Annotated in this window: 17 protein-coding genes and 1 tRNA gene; 16 read left to right on the top strand and 2 right to left on the bottom strand. The window is 66.0% G+C overall.

The genetic code is table 11. The features are described 5' to 3' along the window. Nucleotide 1 precedes the first annotated feature (1 nt). From E7773_RS11495 to E7773_RS11475, 5 genes are all read left to right on the top strand, one after another. A complete protein-coding gene (locus E7773_RS11495) occupies nucleotides 2-1,513 on the top strand; it encodes a TolC family outer membrane protein (protein WP_293991338.1) in 1,512 nt (503 codons plus the stop codon). A 40-nt stretch (nucleotides 1,514-1,553) separates the two neighbouring features. Continuing rightward, entirely contained in the window at nucleotides 1,554-2,075 is a 522-nt protein-coding gene (locus E7773_RS11490) for a DUF2497 domain-containing protein (RefSeq protein ID WP_293991336.1), read from the top strand. Between the two features lie 49 nt (nucleotides 2,076-2,124). Then, entirely contained in the window at nucleotides 2,125-4,170 is a 2,046-nt protein-coding gene (locus tag E7773_RS11485) for a S9 family peptidase (protein WP_293991334.1), read from the top strand. A gap of 84 nt (nucleotides 4,171-4,254) precedes the next feature. Beyond that, a complete protein-coding gene (locus tag E7773_RS11480) occupies nucleotides 4,255-7,068 on the top strand; it encodes a valine--tRNA ligase (protein WP_293991332.1) in 2,814 nt (937 codons plus the stop codon). A gap of 39 nt (nucleotides 7,069-7,107) precedes the next feature. Then, nucleotides 7,108-8,658, top strand: coding sequence for an MATE family efflux transporter (locus E7773_RS11475; protein ID WP_293991329.1), 1,551 nt, complete (start codon nucleotides 7,108-7,110; stop codon nucleotides 8,656-8,658). A gap of 3 nt (nucleotides 8,659-8,661) precedes the next feature. On the opposite strand, the gene E7773_RS11470 is transcribed toward E7773_RS11475, so the two are convergent. Then, a complete protein-coding gene (locus tag E7773_RS11470) occupies nucleotides 8,662-9,111 on the bottom strand; it encodes a hypothetical protein (protein WP_293991327.1) in 450 nt (149 codons plus the stop codon). A 95-nt stretch (nucleotides 9,112-9,206) separates the two neighbouring features. Between E7773_RS11470 and hemB the strand changes: the two genes are divergently transcribed. From hemB to E7773_RS11455, 3 genes are read left to right on the top strand one after another with little or no spacing between them, the layout of a single operon-like run. After that, a complete protein-coding gene (gene hemB, locus E7773_RS11465) occupies nucleotides 9,207-10,196 on the top strand; it encodes a porphobilinogen synthase (protein WP_293991324.1) in 990 nt (329 codons plus the stop codon). A 7-nt stretch (nucleotides 10,197-10,203) separates the two neighbouring features. Then, complete coding sequence (locus E7773_RS11460; RefSeq protein ID WP_293991322.1) at nucleotides 10,204-10,740, top strand: GNAT family N-acetyltransferase; 537 nt, start codon at nucleotides 10,204-10,206, stop codon at nucleotides 10,738-10,740. Continuing rightward, entirely contained in the window at nucleotides 10,737-11,267 is a 531-nt protein-coding gene (locus E7773_RS11455; protein ID WP_293991320.1) for a GNAT family N-acetyltransferase, read from the top strand. The genes E7773_RS11460 and E7773_RS11455 overlap by 4 nt, the downstream gene beginning before the upstream one ends. Here the strand turns inward: E7773_RS11455 and E7773_RS11450 are convergent, their stop codons facing one another. Continuing rightward, the gene (locus E7773_RS11450; protein ID WP_293991317.1) at nucleotides 11,268-11,762 is read right to left on the bottom strand and encodes a hypothetical protein; all 495 of its coding nucleotides are present in this window, start codon (nucleotides 11,760-11,762) and stop codon (nucleotides 11,268-11,270) included. Between the two features lie 82 nt (nucleotides 11,763-11,844). Here E7773_RS11450 and E7773_RS11445 point away from each other — a divergent pair. From E7773_RS11445 to E7773_RS11410, 8 genes are all read left to right on the top strand, one after another. After that, nucleotides 11,845-11,921: transfer RNA gene (locus tag E7773_RS11445), tRNA-Arg, on the top strand. Between the two features lie 216 nt (nucleotides 11,922-12,137). Further along, on the top strand, nucleotides 12,138-12,350 hold the full coding sequence (locus E7773_RS11440; RefSeq protein ID WP_293991315.1) for a circumsporozoite protein: 213 nt from the start codon (nucleotides 12,138-12,140) through the stop codon (nucleotides 12,348-12,350). Between the two features lie 84 nt (nucleotides 12,351-12,434). Next, nucleotides 12,435-13,106: a ribose-5-phosphate isomerase RpiA gene (rpiA, locus tag E7773_RS11435; RefSeq protein WP_293991313.1), complete on the top strand. Its 672-nt coding sequence runs from the start codon at nucleotides 12,435-12,437 to the stop codon at nucleotides 13,104-13,106. 85 nt (nucleotides 13,107-13,191) lie between these two features. After that, entirely contained in the window at nucleotides 13,192-15,279 is a 2,088-nt protein-coding gene (gene tkt / locus E7773_RS11430) for a transketolase (protein WP_293991311.1), read from the top strand. Beyond that, nucleotides 15,279-16,391, top strand: a complete 1,113-nt coding sequence (gene tal / locus E7773_RS11425) for a transaldolase (protein ID WP_293991309.1) — start codon at nucleotides 15,279-15,281, stop codon at nucleotides 16,389-16,391. Before tkt ends, tal begins: the two co-directional genes overlap by 1 nt. Nucleotides 16,392-16,492: 101 nt before the next feature. Further along, the gene (gene gnd, locus E7773_RS11420; protein ID WP_293991306.1) at nucleotides 16,493-17,479 is read left to right on the top strand and encodes a phosphogluconate dehydrogenase (NAD(+)-dependent, decarboxylating); all 987 of its coding nucleotides are present in this window, start codon (nucleotides 16,493-16,495) and stop codon (nucleotides 17,477-17,479) included. After that, complete coding sequence (locus E7773_RS11415; protein ID WP_293991304.1) at nucleotides 17,476-18,282, top strand: Cof-type HAD-IIB family hydrolase; 807 nt, start codon at nucleotides 17,476-17,478, stop codon at nucleotides 18,280-18,282. Before gnd ends, E7773_RS11415 begins: the two co-directional genes overlap by 4 nt. Next, a complete protein-coding gene (locus tag E7773_RS11410; RefSeq protein WP_293991302.1) occupies nucleotides 18,279-19,028 on the top strand; it encodes an HAD-IIB family hydrolase in 750 nt (249 codons plus the stop codon). The genes E7773_RS11415 and E7773_RS11410 overlap by 4 nt, the downstream gene beginning before the upstream one ends. The last annotated feature ends 46 nt before the right edge of the window (nucleotides 19,029-19,074 follow it).

Genomic DNA, 19,074 nt, shown 5'->3' with positions numbered 1-19,074 from the left:
GATGCGCGTTTCCGTACTGCTCGCCGGGGTGGCGCTGATCGGCGTGGTGGCGGGACCCGCCGCCGCCGACACACTGCGCGAGGCGCTGGTCAAGGCATATAACACCAACCCCAGCCTGGCGGCGGCGCGCGCCGGCGTGCGCGCGACCGACGAGAACGTGCCGATCGCCAAGGCCGCGGGACGCCCGTCGCTGTCGCTCAACGGCGGATACACCGAGAACGCGCTCAACAGTTCGAGCACGAACTCGCTGCTCAACCCCGATCGCGAGGTTCAGGCCAATACCCAGCTGACCGTGCCGATCTTCCGCGGCGGGCGGGTCTCCAATTCGATCAAGGGTGCCGAAGTTCGCGCCGACGCCGCGCGCGACCAGTTGCGTGGGACCGAATCCGACCTCTTCGTCGGGGTCGTCGGCGCGTACATGGATGTGATCCGCGACGAGGCGATCGTCGGGCTCAACAAGGAAAACGTGAAGGTGCTGGAGGTCAACCTCCAGGCCGCGAAGGACCGCTTCCAAGTGGGCGACCTGACGCGCACCGACGTTGCGCAATCCGACGCGCGGCTCGCACTCGCGCGCAGCCAGCTCGAGACCGCGCAGGCGCGGCTGATTTCGAGCAAGGAAAGCTATATCCGCTTCGTCGGCACGCCGCCGGGGGTGCTCGAGGATCCGCCCGCGCTGCCCAACTTGCCGGATTCGCCCGACGCCGCGGTCGACGTCGCGCTGAAGAACAACCCCAATCTGCTCGCCGCGGTGCGCGCGGGCGATGCCACCAAATATGACGTGAGCGCCGCGCGCGCGTCGCGCCTGCCGACGCTGTCGGGCGTCGTCGGTGGCAATTATTTCAACTATCTCGGTTCGTTCGGCACCGGCACCAACCCCAGACCCGGCCAGTCCGGCTCGGCGGGCACGGTCGGCGCGCAGATCACGCTGCCGCTCTATCAGGGCGGCTTGCCCTCGGCGCAGATCCGCCAGGCGCAGGAACGCCGCGCGCAGGCGCTGGAGACGGTGACCGACACCGAGCGCGCCGTGATCGCGCAGACGCGATCGGCCTATGCGATCTGGAAATCGTCGCTCGAGGTCATCGCGTCGGCGCAAAGGGCCGTCGAAGCCAACAAACTGAGCCTCGAGGGTGTCCGCGCCGAGAACAGCGTGGGCAACCGCACGATCCTCGACATCCTCAACGCCGAGCAGGAATTGCTCAACAGCCAGGTGACGCTCGTGACCGCGCAGCGCGATGCCTATGTCGCGGGGTTCGCGCTGCTCGCGGCGATGGGCGAGGCGGAGGCGCGCGACCTCGGCCTCGACGGCGGAGCGCTCTACGATCCGCTGACCAACTATAACCGCGTCAAGAACAAGTGGAGCGATTTCGGCGGCAACCCGGAATATAAGCCCACCGGCACCAGCACTCGCGCGACCCCGGCGCAGGACTCGAGCCAGAAGCGCCCGCTCGACCCGAGTTTGAACGCGCCGGTTGACATCGCACCGGATACTCAAGCAAACGGCACCAAGAAATAACCTCGCTTTCGCGGGGTTTGGCCGCGCGAGGAAGCTGCATATGGGGGATGTGAGCGCCGAACCGTCGATGGAGGACATCCTGGCCTCCATCAAGCGGATCATCGCCGAGGACGTCGAGAGCGGCGGCCCCGTCCGCGCGCGCCGCCGCCCCGTTCCGCCGCCCGCGCCGGTCGAGGCGTTCGTCGAGGAAGAAGACGATGTGCTCGAATTGAACGAGCCGGCGCCGGACCCCGTCGCCCAGCCGGTCGCGTTCGAACCCGCCGTCGATCCCGCGCCGATGCCGATGTCGCAGCCCGCCGCAGCACCGCCGATGTCGCAGCCCGCCGCAGCACCAACGCCAGAGACGATCGTTTCCGCGCAGACCGCCGAGGCCAGCCGCGCGCCGCTCGACACGTTGTCGAAGCTCATCGTGAAGCCCGAAACGCCCGGCGCCGACACGCTGGAGGGCCTGGTGCGCGACATGCTGCGGCCGATGCTGAGCGCGTGGCTCGACAAGAACCTGCCCGAACTGGTCGAATCGATGGTCGCCAAGGAAATCGCGCGGATCACCGGCGGGCGCTGACCGCGTCGGGCAGTTGCCCACGCAACAATCTTGCGGCATCGTCGCCGCCATGAAAAAGCTCCTGCTCGCGAGCGTCGCGCTCGCCATTGTCGCCTTTCCCGCAACCGCGCGTCAGCTCACGATCGAGGACGTGACGATGCTCAGCCGCGTCGGGGCGCCCGCGGTGTCGCCCGACGGGCATTGGCTGGTGTATCAGCAGCGGGAGACCGACATCGCCAAGGACAAGGGCCGGTTCGACCTGTGGCGGCTCGATCTGAGCGTGAAGGGCGCGAAGCCCGAGAAGCTCGTCGCCGACGCCGCGGTCAACGAAACCGCGCCGCAATTCTCCGCCGACGGCAAGACCGTGTTCTTCCAGTCGGATCAGGGCGGCGAGGATAATGTCTGGTCGGTCGCGATCGCGGGCGGGACGCCGGTGCAAGTCACCGACCTCAAGGGCGGTCTCGGCGGATTCAAGGTTTCGCCGACTGGCGACAAGCTGCTGATCTGGGCCGACCGCATTCCCGGTGCGCCGACGAGCGAACCCGCCGAGGTCAAGAAGGCGGCGGACGCGGGTAACGGCCGCACCTACGACCAGCTCTTCGTTCGCCACTGGAACGCTTGGGCCGACGGCACGCGCTCGCAACTGTTCGTGCTGCCGATGGCGGGCGGCAAGGCGAGTGGGTACGGCAAGGCGATCGAGGGTGCGCTGGTCGGCGATACTCCCTCCAAGCCGTTCGGCGGCGGCGAGGAAGTGTCATGGTCGGCCGATGGCAAGACCGTATTCTTCGCGCTGCGCGAGGCGGGGCGGATCGAATCCACGTCGACCAACCTCGACATCTTCGCCGCGCCCGCCGACGGGTCGAGCGCACCGGTCAATTTGACCGACGCGAACGACGGGATGGACAACCTCCCCACCGCATCGCCCAACGGCAAATATCTCGCTTATTTCGCGATGAAGCGCCCGGGGTACGAAGCCGACCGCCAGGTGCTGATGCTGCGCGACCTCGCCAGCGGGACGACACGCGCGCTGACCGAAAGCTGGGACCGCTCGGTGGGCTCGGTCGCGTGGTCGCCCGATTCGAAGACGATCTACGTCACCGCCGAGGACACGCAGGAAAACCCGATCTGGTCGGTTTCGCTGGCGGGCAAGGTCGCGCGGCTGACGGGCGAGGGCAACGTCTCCGCCGTCGTGCCGACCGCGAAGGGCTTGGTCTATTCGATGAACTCGCTCACCGGGCCCGACGATTTCTACTGGCTGGCGGGGAAGAAAACGACGCGGCTGACCAGCGTCAACGCCGACAAGCTCGCCGGGATCGACATGCCGACCGTCACGCGGTTCAGCTTCACCGGCGCGAACAACGACACGGTGTGGGGCTATGCGGTGAAGCCTGCGGGGCTCGCCGACGGCGCCAAGGCGCCGATGGCGTTCATGGTCCATGGTGGGCCGCAAGGGTCGAGCAACAACAGCTGGTCGTACCGCTGGAACCCGGCGCTGTTTGCGGGCGCGGGTTATGCGCTGGTCGCGATCGATTTCCACGGATCGACCGGCTACGGCCAGAAATTCAGCGACGACATCCGCAACAATTGGGGCGGCTGGCCGCTCGAGGACCTCAAGAAGGGCTTCGACGCCGCCACCGCCAAGTTCGGCTGGATCGACGGCAACAACGCCTGCGCGCTCGGCGCCTCGTACGGCGGCTACATGATGAACTGGATCGAGGGGCAGTGGCCCGACCGCTTCAGGTGCATCGTCCAGCACGACGGCGTGTTCGACGCGCGCGCGATGGCGTACGAGACCGAGGAATTGTGGTTCGACGAGTGGGAACATGGCGGCAAGGCCTATTTCCAAGATCCCGCCGCGTTCGAGAAATGGAACCCGGTCAATTACGTTGACAGGTGGAAGACCCCGCAGCTCGTGATCACGTCCGAGGGCGATTTCCGCATTCCCTATACGCAGGGCATCGCGGCGTTCACCGCGCTGCAGCGGCGCGAGATTCCGTCGCGGCTGATCGTCTTCCCCGGCGGCAGCCACTGGGTCCTCGCCCCGAAGGAGAGCCGGCAATGGTATAGCGAGGTGCTCGGGTGGCTGGGGAAATGGACGGGGAAGGGCGGAAATTAACTGTCACCCCAGCGAAAACTGGGGTCTCATGCGGCTCGAGACCCCAGCTTTCGCTGGGGTGACGAACTGGTTATGGGCAGCCGCATGACCGAGCTGCCCAAGACCTTCGACCCCGCCGAAATCGAATCCCGCTGGTACGCGCATTGGGAATCGAGCGGCCAGTTCCGCCCCGATCGCCCGGGCGCCGAGCCGTGGACGATCGTCAACCCGCCGCCCAACGTCACCGGCTCGCTCCACATCGGGCACGCGCTCGACAATACGCTGCAGGACGTGCTGGTCCGCCACGCTCGCCTCAAGGGCAAGGACGCGCTGTGGGTGGTCGGCACCGACCATGCCGGCATCGCGACGCAGATGGTGGTCGAGCGCCAGATGGCCGAGCACCAGCAGAAGCGCACCGATTTCTCGCGCGACGAGTTCGTCGAGAAGGTGTGGGACTGGAAGCGCGAGAGCGGGGGAGAGATCACCCAGCAGCTCCGCCGGCTCGGCTGCTCGATGGACTGGGCGAACGAGCGCTTCACGATGGACGAGGGCTTTTCGAAGGCCGTCCTGAAAGTGTTCGTCGACCTCTACAATCAGAAGCTGATCTACCGCGACAAGCGGCTGGTGAACTGGGACCCCGGTCTCGGCACCGCGATCAGCGACCTCGAGGTCGAGACGAAAGAGGTCAAGGGCAGCTTTTGGCAAATCCGCTATCCGCTGGCCGACGGATCGGGGTCGATCACCGTCGCGACGACGCGACCGGAAACGATGCTCGCCGACATGGCGGTCGCGGTGCATCCCGACGACGAGCGCTACAAGGCGATGATTGGCAAGCAGGTGAAGCTGCCGATCACGGGCCGCCTGATCCCGGTGATCGCCGACGAGCATGCCGACCCGAGCCTCGGCACCGGCGCGGTGAAGATCACGCCCGGCCACGATTTCAACGATTTCGAGGTGGGCAAGCGCGCTGGGTTCAAGGCGGGCGAGATGCTCAACATGCTCGATGCCAAGGCGCAGGTGGCGCAGACCAGCGATGGGCTGGTCCCCGACGATCTGCTCGGGATCGACCGCTTCTGGGCGCGCAAGCAGGTGGTCGAGCGGTTGAAGGCGGGCGGCTTCCTCGTGCCGTTCGTCGACAAGGAGGGCGTCGAACACGATGCCGAACCGCGCACGATCCAGACCCCCTATGGCGACCGATCCGGCGACGTGATCGAGCCGTGGCTGACCGACCAATGGTATGTCGATGCCGAGACGCTGGCGAAAGGACCGATCGAGGCGGTGCAGTCGGGCGCGATCAAGATCGTGCCGAAGAGCTGGGAGAAGACGTTCTTCAACTGGATGGAGAATATCCAGCCGTGGTGCGTGTCGCGGCAGTTGTGGTGGGGGCATCGGATTCCGGCTTGGTTTGGACCGGTTAAGGACGGTGCTGACAAGCTAACGGAAAACCCGAACGATCCCGCTGGCAGGAAGGTGTTCGTTGCGCTGAGCGAAGACGAAGCCGTGGCGCTCGCGCGTGAATATTATGGACAGGATTGGGCGGTCGGCACGTCCGATGCCGATCCTTGGCAAGCTCCCGAGGGCATGACGCACGAGTCCACCTATGGCGAAGGCGCGCTGAAATCTGTCGTGCTTCATCAGGATCCCGACGTTCTCGACACCTGGTTCTCCTCCGCGCTGTGGCCGTTCGCGACGATGGGCTGGCCCGAGGAGACCGATCCCAAGCTCCACGGCCGCTACCCCAACGACGTGCTGATTTCCGGCTTCGACATCCTGTTCTTCTGGGACGCGCGGATGATGATGCAGGGGATGCACTTCATGGGGGACGTGCCGTTCCGCACGCTCTACCTGCACGGCCTGGTCCGCGCCGCGGACGGGCAGAAGATGTCCAAGTCGAAGGGCAATGTCGTCAACCCGCTCGGGCTGATCGACCGCTACGGCGCCGACGCGCTGCGCTTCTTCATGGCGGCGATGGAGAGCCAGGGCCGCGACATCAAGATGGATGAGAAGCGGGTCGAGGGATACCGAAACTTCGCGACCAAGCTGTGGAACGCGGCGCGCTTCTGCCAGGCGAACGGGATCGGCGCGAGCCAGACGCTGGAGCCGCCCGCGGCGAGCCTCGCGGTCAACAAATGGATCATCGGCGAGACGATCCAGACGGTGCAGGCGGTCGACCTCGCGCTCGCCGATTACCGCTTCGACGGCGCGGCGAACGCGATCTACCAGTTCGCGTGGAGCCGGTTCTGCGACTGGTATCTCGAGCTGGTCAAGGGTGCGATCGACGACGAGACGAAGGCGGTCGCGGGCTGGGTGCTCGACCAGATCCTGGTGATGCTCCACCCGTTCATGCCGTTCGTGACCGAGGAACTTTGGTCGAAGCTCGGGGAGCGTGAGTACGATCTGATCGTCGCTAAATGGCCGATGGCGGACGCGCGCGCGATCGATCCGGAGGCGGGCAAGGAGATCGATTGGCTGATCCGGCTGGTGAGCGACGTGAGATCGAGCCGGACCGAACTCAACGTACCGCCGGGCGCCATCCTCCCGTTTTCCCATGCGAATGCTTCGGACGAAACGCACGCGCGCTTGGAACGGCACGTCGCTTCGCTCAACCGCTTGGCGCGGATCAGGCCGCAGCTTGACCCCCCGGACACGGCATCTGGTGCCGGCATCCAAATCGTGGTCGATGAGGCGACTTTTGTCCTGCCGCTTGAGGGCGTGATTGATCTCGACGCAGAGCGCGCCCGTCTGGCAAAGGCGATTGCCGCCGCCGAGAAGGAGCGGGACGGGTTGGCGAGCCGCCTCGGCAACCCCAGCTTCGTCCAGCGCGCCAATCCCGAGGCGGTGCTCAAGGCTCGCTCGGACTTCGAGGAAAAATCTGCCGAGGCGGAGCGGCTGGCGGCGGCGCTAGCGCGGCTAGGATAAGTCTTTCCTACAACGTGCCGATGATGCGATAGCCGCCAGATGCACGCCGACGACGAAGCGCGTATTGCAACCGACCCCGCGCGGGCGTCTCGGTCGTCCCAAGGCGATGCCCACGGTGACCGCGAACATTCGGAACATTCGCGCGGCCGCCGCCCCGGCCAGCGCGACCTCACCGTTGGCCCGATCGGTCCGACGCTGCTCGCGTTCGCGCTGCCGACGCTCGCCTCGAACATCCTCCAATCGCTGAACGGATCGATCAACTCGATCTGGGTCGGGCGATTCCTCGGCGAAGGCGCGCTCGCCGCCACCTCCAACGCCAACATCATCATGTTCCTGATGTTCAGCGCGGTGTTCGGGTTCGGCATGGCCGCGACGATCCTGATCGGCCAGTCGGTCGGCCGCGGCGATATCGAGGCGGCGCGGCGCGCGTTCGGCTCGGCGGTCGGGTTGGTGGTCGGCGGCGCGGTGGTGATCGCGGTGATCGGCTGGCTGTTCGCGCCGCAGATCCTGCGGCTGCTCGCGACGCCGGGCGAGGCGCAGAACATGGCGCGCGATTACCTGCGCGTGATCTTCCTCGGGCTGCCCTTTTCGATGCTCGGCGTCCTCATCCAGATGAGCTTGCGCGGCACCGGCGATTCGCTGACGCCGCTGTGGTTCATGGCACTCAGCGTCGCGATCGACAGTACCTTCAACCCGCTACTGATCGACGGGATCGGGCCGTTCCCCAAGATGGGGATTGCGGGGTCGGCGACCGCGACCCTGCTCGCCGGGATCGTCTCGTCGGCGGGGCTGCTGATCTATACCTATTGGCGCGACTTGCCGATCCGGTTGCGCGGCGCGGAGGTGCGCTACCTGATCCCCGAAGCGGCGCTGGTCCGCACGATCCTCGCCAAGGGCCTGCCGATGGGTGCGCAAATGCTCGTCATGTCGACCGCCGGGCTGACGATGATGGGGCTGGTCAACCGGCTGGGGGTCGATACCGCCGCGGCCTATGCCGTGTCGCAGCAGCTATGGACCTATATCCAGATGCCCGCGATGGCGATCGGCGTCGCGGTATCGAGCATGGCCGCGCAGAATATCGGCGCGGGCAAATGGGACCGCGTCGGCGCGATCACGCGGTCGGGGATCGTCTATAACTCGATCATCACGCTCGTCGTGATCACCGCGATCATCCTGTTCGACCGCCAGGTGATGGCGCTCTTCGTCGGCGCGCAGAGCCCGGCGATCCCGATCGCGCGGCATATCCAGCTGATCTCCAGCTGGACCTTCGTGATGTTCGGCGCGACGATGGTGTTGTTCTCGACCGTGCGGTCGAACGGCGCGACGGTGCCGCCGCTGATCATCCTGACGATCGCCTTCTACCCGGTGCGATTGGCGTTCGCGGTGTGGGGGCAGCACCTGATCGGTGCCGATGCCTTGTGGTGGGCCTTCCCACTCGGCTCGTCGGTGTCGCTGACGCTGGCGGCGCTCTATTACCGTTATGGCCGGTGGCGCGAGCAGGTGATGATCGTCCCGCCCGAGCCCGAACGCGCCGAGGAACAAGCGCACGGCGACGGCGAGCCGGCGGGGCGCTTGCACCCGACCGGTTGACGATCAGAAGTGCGTCGGTGCGGGCGCCGAGCGGTATTTGCTGCCCGTTGCCCGGTCGGTCATCTCGATATAGACCGTCGGCGGTGGCGGGGTGCCGCGTTCGACCGCGAACCAGATCTTGTTGAGATCGGCAGGGCTGCCAAGTGCGCAAAAGCCGTAGATCCGCTTACCTTCGGCAGTGAAGAAATCGACCCACGTCCGTGAAGACTTGGTGTTGGTTCCACATGGCGGCAGCGTCGGCGCAGATGCGAACATCTCGGCCGGATAGGCTGCGCTGTTCGGGACCAGAAAGCTGTAACGCACCCAATTCCTGCCGCCGGCAGTGTAGGCCTCCATCCGCCACAACTCGATCCGCGGCTTCGGCAGGTTTTGCGGCGTGGACGGCGGTGTCTGCCCCGCGCCCAGGGTCAAAAGCATCACCGCCGCCGCGATGATTTTGGTGCTCTTGGTCATTATTTCCCTCTCCCGCTATCCTGTCAGGCTGCCACCCTTGCGGCTCCGTTTCAACCGCACTTGCTTGATCGGGTGCGGGGCGCGATAGCGTCGCGATGAGCCAATTTCCCGCGCTTCGTCTCCGCCGCACGCGAGCTTCGGCGTGGAGCCGCCGCTTGCACGCTGAGACCGTGCTGACCCCCGCCGACCTGATCTGGCCGCTGTTCATTGCCGAAGGAGAGGGGGTCGAGGAACCGATCGCCAGCCTCCCCGGCGTGTCGCGCTGGTCGGTCGACGGGATCGTCGCGCGCGCGAAGGAGGCGCGCGATCTGGGGATTCCGTGCGTCGCGCTGTTCCCTAACACGCCGGCAGGCCTGCGCAGCGACGACGGCAAGGAAGCGCTCAACCCCGACAATTTGATGTGCCGCGCGATCCGCGCGCTCAAGGACGCGGTGCCCGAGGTCGGCGTGCTGACCGACGTCGCGCTCGACCCCTATACCAGCCACGGGCATGACGGGCTGCTCGACGACACCGGCTACGTCCTGAACGACGCGACGTCGGAGGTGCTGGTCGGTCAGGCGCTCAACCAGGCGGCGGCGGGCGCCGACATCATTGCGCCGAGCGACATGATGGATGGCCGCGTGGGGCTGATCCGCGAGGCGCTGGAGGCGGGCGGCCACGTCAACGTCCAGATCATGTCTTATGCCGCCAAGTACGCCAGCGGCTTCTACGGCCCGTTCCGCGACGCGGTGGGATCGCGCGGACTGCTCAAAGGCGACAAGAAAACCTACCAGATGGATTCGGCCAATGCCGAGGAGGCGCTGCGCGAAGTCGCGCTCGATCTGGCGGAAGGCGCGGACAGCGTCATGGTCAAGCCGGGCTTGCCCTATCTCGACATCATCCTGCGCGTGAAATCGGAGTTTCAGGTGCCGGTCTTCGCGTACCAGGTCAGCGGCGAATATGCGATGATCGAGGCGGCGGTCGCGGCGGGTGCCGCAGAGCGCGACGCGGTGGTGCTCGAGACGCTGATGGCGTTCAAGCGCGCGGGGTGCTCGGGCGTGTTGACCTATCACGCGCTGCACGCGGCGAGGCTGCTCGCGAAATGATCGACCTATGATCGAGACAGACCGCTTGATCCTCCGCCCGTGGCGCGAGGACGACAAGCCCGCGTTCGACGCGATCATCAACACCCCGGCGATGATGGAGCATTTCGGCGGGGTGCGCCCGCGCGCCGACATGGACGCGCTGATCGACCGACTAATGGCGAGCCAGGATCGCGACGGGCACACGATGTGGGCGGTCGGTCACAAGGCCGACGGCAAGCTCGCTGGCGTGTGTGGCGTGCGGCTGAGCGGCTATCCCGGGACGGGCGTGTCGGACGAGCTCGAGATCGGCTGGCGCATCGCCGAGGAATATTGGGGACAGGGCGTCGCGCGCGAGGCGGCGGAGGCTAGCATCGCGTGGGGCTGGGCCAATACGAACCGCCCGCGGATCGTCGCCTGGACCAATGCGCAGAATACGCGGTCGTGGGGGCTGATGCTCCGGCTCGGCATGGTCCGGCGCGCGGAGCTCGATTTCGATCATCCGCTGTACGAGGTTGGCGATCTGCTGGGGCGGATGATCGTTTACTCCATCGACCGTCCCGCATGATCGACACCGCGCGATTGATCCTGCGCGGCTGGCGCGAGGGCGACGTCGCGCCGTTCCATGCGATGGGCAACGATGCGGAGGTGATGCGCTATCTCGGCCCGCCAATGACGCTGGCCGACGCAGAGGCCGCGCGCGAGCGGATGGATGCGGTGCTTGCCGAGCACGGCTATTGCTTCTGGGCGGTCGAACGCCGGGCCGACGGCGCGTTCCTGGGCTTTTGCGGGATCAAGCCGGGGCCGGCGGGCACGCCGATCGCCGACGATGTCGAGATCGGCTGGCGGCTGCGACGCGACGCCTGGGGGCAGGGCTATGCGCGCGAAGCGGCGGAGGCGGTGATCGCCTGGACCTGGGCCAACACCGACGCGCCGGAAATTGCGGCAATCACCGTTGCCGGTAACACGAACAGCTGGGGCTTGATGGAACGGCTGGGCATGACGCGCGACCCGAACGGCGATTTCGATCATCCCGCGGTGCCCGACGGCAACCCGCTCAAGCGCCACCTGACCTACCGCCTCGCGCGGCCCTGATTACTGATCGCCGGTCAGCGCCCTGATCGCCGCGACCTTGGCCGCTTCGGCATCGGCCTGTGCCTGCGCCTTGTCGTGCAGCGCGTCGAGCGCGGGGTAGGGCGGCTGGCCCGCCTCGCCGCGCGCGGTCACCATGGTCTCCACATCGCTGGCCACGCCGAGCGTGTCACCCTGCAGTGCTTCGAGATCGGCCAGCGCGGTTTGCGCCGCGAGCCACTGGTCGCTCCCGGTCGTCTGCGCCCCGCGCGCCCGCGCCGCGGCATCGGCGCGCGCGGCAGCCGCGGTGAAATCGCTGTCGGTTTTGGCGAGCTTCACCGCGATCCCTGCGATCTGCAGGTCGAGCGCGGCATCGGGCGTCGCGGCGGTGACCGGCGTCACGACTTCGGCCTCCGGCCGCGATTCGATCGGCCGCGGCGCGAGCGAGGGATATTTGTCCGTCGCTTCCGCGCAACCAGCGGTGAGCAGGACGAGGAGGAGTAGCGAACGCCGGATCATGCCATTGTCCTAGGCGGCGGCATGCGGCGGCGCAACGCACTTGCGCTCCCCGAATGACGCCTCTAAGGGACGCGTCTTCCGCGCGCCCGTAGCTCAGCTGGATAGAGCATCAGACTACGAATCTGAGGGTCGGACGTTCGAATCGTTCCGGGCGCGCCAATGAAAGCCCCGCTGGTCAGACCGACCGGCGGGGCTTTTGTTTTGTGGCAGAAAAAAGGCGCGAGCACTCAATCTGGGCGAAAAGCGGCGAGACGTGCATTTTATCCTATCAAAGCGGTGGGGATTAAGGCATAGGCGGCGACGGAACACAGGACCGGTTCGCGACGCATGGTGCAGAGCGGGGGCAAGCGGCCTGGAAACCACGGAGTGAAGTCTATGAAGAAGCTTTTCATTCTCTCGCTGATCGCGCCCGCCGTCCTCGGCCTCGCCGCTTGCGGTGGCCAGAAGGACCAGGGCAACGTCGTGAGCAACGACGTCGTGCTGAATGCCGACGACGCCAACCTGACTGCGGACGTGAACGCGACCGACGCCAACACCGTCGACGCGAACGCGACGGTTCCGGTCGCGAACGTCGCCAACGCGAACTGATCCGGCGGCGCGCAAGCGCTGACGATCGGGGGCCGCGTCACCGCAGGGTGGCGCGGCCCTTTCGTTATCGGCTAGCATCGCGCGATGCAGGACGACGACAAGAAGCTGGCGGCGGAAGCCGCGCTGGCGGAAATCCGCGACGGCATGCGGGTCGGGATCGGCACCGGGTCGACCATGGCATTCGCGATCGCGGCGATCGGCGCGCGGCTCGCCGAATGGCCGACGGCGACCTTCTTCGCGACATCGCAAGCGACGTGGCGCGCCGCGCACGCAGCAGGAATCACGATCGGGCGGTTTGCCGACATGGCCACGCTCGATTTGGCGATCGACGGCGCCGACGAGGTCGACCCGCGGCTACGCGCGATCAAGGGGGCAGGCGGGGCGATGTTGCGCGAGAAGATCGTTGCGAGCGCAGCTGCCCGGATGGTAGTCGTCGCCGACGGGTCGAAACGCGTCGCGGCGCTGGGCAAGGCGCCGGTGCCGGTCGAAATCCTGCCGTTCGCGCGCAGCTTTGCCGAAGCGCGGCTATCGGCGCTTGGTGCCGACCCGGTGCTGCGGATGTCTCCGGATAAAGCGTATCGCACCAATCAGGGCAATCTGATCCTCGATTGCCATTTCGGTGCGATTGCCGACCCCGAAAAGCTGGCGGTCGACCTTCAGGCGATTCCGGGCGCGCTCGGCCACGGGTTGTTCCTGAGCGAAGTCGACGTGGCGTACGTCGCGCAGGATGGAATCGTTACGAAAATGGAACGCTGACGGCTGGTCCCGCGCCGCCGCGCGCCATATAGGGGCCGCAACCTCCGCGCCATGACGGCGTTATGCAGGCGAAGCGGGAGCTATGATGTCCGATACCGAAACCACCACCATCCGCGACGTCGACCAATTGCAAGAGGATGGATCGATCGAGCGGCTGACGATCGACACGATCCGCACGCTGTCGATGGATGCGGTGCAGAAGGCGAATTCGGGGCATCCCGGCACGCCGATGGCGCTGGCGCCGGTGGGGTACACGCTCTGGTCGCAATTTCTGCGCTACGACCCATCGAAGCCCGATTGGCCCAACCGCGACCGCTTCGTGCTGTCGGTCGGGCATGCGTCGATGCTGCTCTATTCACTGATCCACCTCGCGGGGATCGAGGAAATCGACAAGGACGGCAAGAAGACCGGCAAGGAAGCGGTCAGCCTCGAGGATATCGAGAATTTCCGCCAGCTCGGGTCGAAGACACCTGGGCATCCCGAATATCGCCACACCACCGGGGTCGAGACGACCACAGGGCCACTCGGCCAGGGCTGCGGCAATTCGGTAGGCATGGCGATCGCCGAGCGCTGGCTCGCCGCGCGCTACAACAAGCCGGGTTTCGACTTGTTTGACCACGACGTCTACGCGTTGTGCGGCGATGGCGACATGATGGAGGGCGTGTCGGCCGAGGCCGCGAGCCTCGCCGGGCACCTCAGGCTGTCGAACCTGTGCTGGATCTACGACAGCAACCACATCTCGATCGAAGGCGCGACGAGCCTCGCGTTCGACGAGGACGTCGGCAAGCGCTTCGAGGCGTATGGCTGGAACGTCATCCACGTGAACGACGCGAACGATTGCGACGCGATGGCGCAGGCACTCGCGGCGTTCCGCAAGACCGACGACCGGCCAACCTTCATCGTCGTCCACTCGGTGATCGGCTGGGGATCTCCCCGCGCCGGGAGCGAGAAGGCGCACGGCGAAGCGCTGGGTGAGGAAAACGTCAAGCTCACCAAGCAGGCGTACGGCTGGCCCGACGACAAGAGTTTCTACGTGCCCGACGGCGTGGTCAATCATTTCAGCGGTTGCGTGGCCGACCGCGGGCGGCCGTTGCGCGAGGCGTGGGAACAGACGCTGGCGAGCTATCGCGACACCTGGGGCGATCTGGCCAAGGAACTCGACCTGGTGCTGGCGGACAAGCTGCCCGACGGGTGGGACGCCGACATCCCGACGTTCGATGCCGATGAAAAGGGTATCGCCAGCCGCGACGCGGGGGGCAAGGTGCTCAACGCAATCGTCAAGAACGTGCCGTGGCTGATCGGCGGATCGGCCGACCTCGCGCCGTCGACCAAGACCGATATCAAGAGCGCCGAATCTTTCGAGCCCGGCAATTACGGCGGCGCCAACTTCCACTTCGGCGTGCGCGAACACGGCATGGGCGCGGTGGTCAACGGCATGGCGCTCTCGCACCTGCGCGCCTACGGCAGCACGTTCCTCGTCTTCCTCGATTACATGCGCGCGCCGGTGCGGCTGTCGGCGATCATGGAGATCGGCGCGGTATGGGTTTACACGCACGATTCGATCGGGGTCGGCGAGGATGGGCCGACGCACCAGCCGATCGAGCATCTCGCAACGCTCCGCGCGATTCCCGGGATCGACATGATCCGCCCGTGCGACGCCAACGAGACCGCCGAGGCATGGCGCGCGGCGGTGAGCGACGCCAATTATCCCACCGCGCTGATCCTGTCGCGCCAGGCGCTGCCGACGCTCGACCGCCAGAAGTATGCGAGCGCCGACGGACTGGCGAAGGGCGCCTACGTGCTCGCCGACAGCGACGATCCGCAGGTCATCCTGATCGCGACGGGTTCCGAAGTGTCGCTCGCGATCGGCGCCTACGAAAAGCTCAAGGCCGAGGGAATCGCGGCGCGCGTCGTCTCGATGCCGAGCTGGTTCCGTTACGAACGGCAATCCGATGCGTACAAGGAATCGGTGCTGCCGAAGAAAGTCACCGCGCGGCTCGCGATCGAGATGGGCGGCGAGATCGGCTGGGACCGCTACGTCGGGCTGTCGGGCAGGACGATCACAATGTCGACCTTCGGCGCGTCGGCCCCGCTCGCCAAGCTCGCGGACAAGTTCGGCTTCACGGTCGACAATGTCGTGAAGACCGCAAAATCGATGCTGGAGACGAAGTGATGGGACGCCTCAACGACCTCGAAAAGCTCGGGCAGGCCGTCTGGCTGGACTTCATCGACCGCAAGCTGCTCGCCGAAGGCGGGCTGAAGAAGCTGGTCGACGAAGACGGGATCACCGGCGTCACCAGCAACCCGTCTATCTTCGAAAAGGCGATGGGGCACGGCGACGCGTACGACGCCGAGCTCGCCGAGTTCGACAAGGCGCATCCAGGTGCTGCGACGATGGACCGCTACGAAGCGCTGGCAATCAGCGACATCCGCGACGCCGCCGATACCTTGCGTCCGGTGTACGACCGGCTCGGCGGCAAGGATGGCTATGTCAGCATGGAAGTGTCGCCGTACCTTGCGAACGACACCGACGACACGATCGCCGAGGCGGCGAAACTGTGGTCGATGATCGACCGGCCCAACGTGATGATCAAGATTCCCGGCACCGCCGCGGGCGTGCCCGCGATCGCAACGAGCATCGACAAGGGCATCAACATCAATGTGACGCTGCTGTTCGGGATCGAGGCGTACAAGGCGGTCGCGATGGCCTTCGTCGAGGGCCTCGAAAAGCGCGCCGCGCGGGGCGAGGCGATCGACAGGATCGCGAGCGTCGCGAGCTTCTTCGTCAGCCGGATCGACACCAAGATCGACGACGCGATCGACGCGGGCACCGGCGGCGAGGAGGCCAAGGCGCTGAGGGGCAAGGTCGCGATCGCCAACGCCAAGCTGGCGTATCAATGGTATCTCGATTTCATCCAATCGGACCGCTGGCAGGCGCTCGCCGCGAAGGGAGCGATGCCGCAGCGGCTGCTCTGGGCGTCGACCGGCACCAAGAACCCCGATTACCCCGACACGCTCTACCTCGACACGCTGATCGGCAAGGATACGGTCAACACCGTGCCACCCAAGACGATGGACGCATTCCGCGATCACGGCACCGCGGCCGAAACGCTGACGCAGGACGTCGACGGCGCGCGCCACGTGCTCGCCGAGGCCGAGCGTCTGGGCCTCGACCTCGACGGGGTGACGGCCGACCTGGTCGAGGAAGGCGTCGCGTCCTTTTCCAAGGCGTTCGACGATTTGCTCGGCGCGATCGCCGCCAAGCATCCAGCCGAGGCGACGTAAGGCCTTACCTTCACCCCGTTCGTGCTGAGCTTGTCGAAGCACGTATTCTGGACACGCCCTTCGGCAAGCTCAGGGCGAACGGTAGAGAGATTGGCACGGACATGAAACTTGGGATCATCGGCCTCGGCCGGATGGGCGGCAACATCGCGCGGCGGCTGATGCGCGCAGGACACGAAACCGTGGTGTTCGACCGCTCGCCCGAAACGGTGAAGGAACTGGCCGGCGAAGGCGCGATCGGCGTGGGGTCGCTCGACGAGATGAAGGGCAAGCTCGAGGGCCAGTCGATCTTCTGGGTGATGCTCCCGGCGGGCGATCCTACCGATCAGACGATCGAGGCGCTGTCGGGCATGGGCGCGCCAGGCGACATCATCATCGATGGGGGCAATACCTTCTACAAGGACGACATAAAGCGCTCCAAACATCTGAAGAAAAAGCAAATTCATTACGTCGATGTCGGCACGTCGGGCGGTGTCTGGGGACTCGAGCGCGGCTATTGCATGATGGTCGGCGGCGAGGCCGAGGTGGTGAAGACGCTCGATCCGATCCTCGAGGCGCTCGCGCCCGGACTCGGCACTATCCCGCGCACCCCCAACCGCATGGAAAACGAGGGCGAGGATCCGCGCGCGGAGAAGGGGTATATCCATGCCGGGCCGGCGGGCGCTGGGCACTTCGTCAAGATGGTGCACAACGGCATCGAATACGGCCTGATGCAGGCCTATGCCGAGGGCTTCGACGTGCTGTCGTCGAAGAACTCCGACAAGCTGCCCGAGGACGAGCGCTACGACCTCAACCTGACCGACATCGCCGAAGTATGGCGGCGCGGCAGCGTGATTTCGTCGTGGCTGCTCGACCTGTGCGCATCGGCGCTCGCCAAGGACATGGAACTTGCCCAGTTCAGCGGCCGCGTCGCCGATTCGGGCGAAGGGCACTGGACGATCGAGGCGGCGATGGAAGAGGCGGTGCCCGCGCATGTGCTGACCGCTGCGCTGTTTGCGCGCTACCGCAGCCGGGTCGAGCATACCTATGGCGACAAATTGCTGTCGGCGATGCGCTTCGGGTTCGGCGGGCATGTCGAGATGCCGCAATGATTCGACTCGCGGTGTCGGATGTCGACGGCACGTTGGTCAGGAAGGACAAGTCGCTCAGCCCGCAAGTCATCGCCGCGGTCCATCGGTTGCGCGACGCGGGGGTGCCGTTCACGCTGATCAGCGCGCGACCGATTTCGGGAATGATGCCGCTGATCGCGCCGCTGGGGATCGATATCCCGCTCGCCGCCTTCAACGGCGGGATCGTCTTCCGCCCCGACGGTGCGGTGCTGTCGGCCTGCCATGTCGATGAAACTGTCGTGCGCGGCGTGTTCGCGATCGTCGGCGATGCGCCGGTCGACCGCTGGGTATTTGCCGACGGGCACTGGTACGCGACGAGCGACCAGGGCGTGCATGTCGAGCACGAACGCATCGCGTCGAACCAGCCGCCGGTGCTGCGCGACGATTTCGCCGACCTTTACGGCCGCATCGACAAGCTCACCATCGTCAGCGACGATGCCGCGTTGCTCAAGGGGCTGGCCGACAAGGCGAAGGCAGCGTTCGGCAAGCAGGCGACGATCGGCCAAAGCCAGACCTATTATCTCGACGTGACGGGCGTCACTGCGAATAAGGGTGACGGCGTTGCGGCGCTCGCCAAAATGCTCGGCGTCGACATGGCCGATGTCGCGGTGTTCGGCGACATGGAGAACGACGTGCCGATGTTCGACCGCGCCGGCTTCTCGGTCGTGATGGGCCAGGCACCCGAGGCGGTGAAAGCCAAGGCCGACGAAACATCCAGCAGCAACGAGGAGGACGGCGTCGCGCATGCGATCGATGCGTTCATCCTGCCCAAGGTGACATCATGAAGAAGCTCATCGCATTCGACCTCGACGGCACGCTCGCGCTGTCGAAGCAACCGCTCGACGACCGCATGGCCAACGCGCTCGCCGACCTGCTCGATGTGGCGAAGGTCGATATCATCTCGGGTGGCGACTGGCCGCAGTTCGAGAAGCAGGTGATCGGGCGGATGATCGACCGCGCGAACCTCGCGAACCTGTTCATCCAGCCGACGACCGGGACCAAGCTCTATCGCTTCGTCGACGGCGAATGGAAGGCGATCTACGCCGAACTGTTCAGCGAGGGCGAGCGCCAGCACATCATCCAGGCGTTCGACAAGGCGATGCACGAGGAAGGGCTCGACCAGGGCCAGACGTGGGGCGACCGCGTCGAGGATCGCGGCAGCCAGGTGACCTTCTCCGCGCTCGGCCAGCAGGCGCCGCTCGAGGCGAAGGACGCGTGGGACCCCGACCACGCCAAGCGCAAGAAACTACAGGCGCGGCTGCGCGGCATGCTGCCCGACCTGTCGATCAATATCGGCGGATCGACCTCGATCGACGTGACGCGCAAGGGGGTCGACAAGGCGTATGGCCTGAAGAAGCTGTTTCCCGAAGCTGGCGTAAGCGCGGACGAAGTGCTGTTCCTCGGCGACGCGATCTTCCCGGGCGGCAACGATTATCCGGCGAAGGAGATGGGACTCGACACCATCCGGGTGGGGTCAGTCGATGACACGCTCCGCGTGATCGAGACGATCGTGCTGGTGTTGAAGGATTGACCGTTACGGGCAAACAACGATACCTTCCCGCTCCCATGGGAGGGGA

Source organism: Sphingomonas sp. (assembly GCF_004799495.1).
Taxonomy (GTDB): Bacteria; Pseudomonadota; Alphaproteobacteria; order Sphingomonadales; family Sphingomonadaceae; genus Sphingomonas.
Note: the sequence above shows the minus strand (reverse complement) of the source record. Positions and strands in the feature narration are given on the sequence as shown.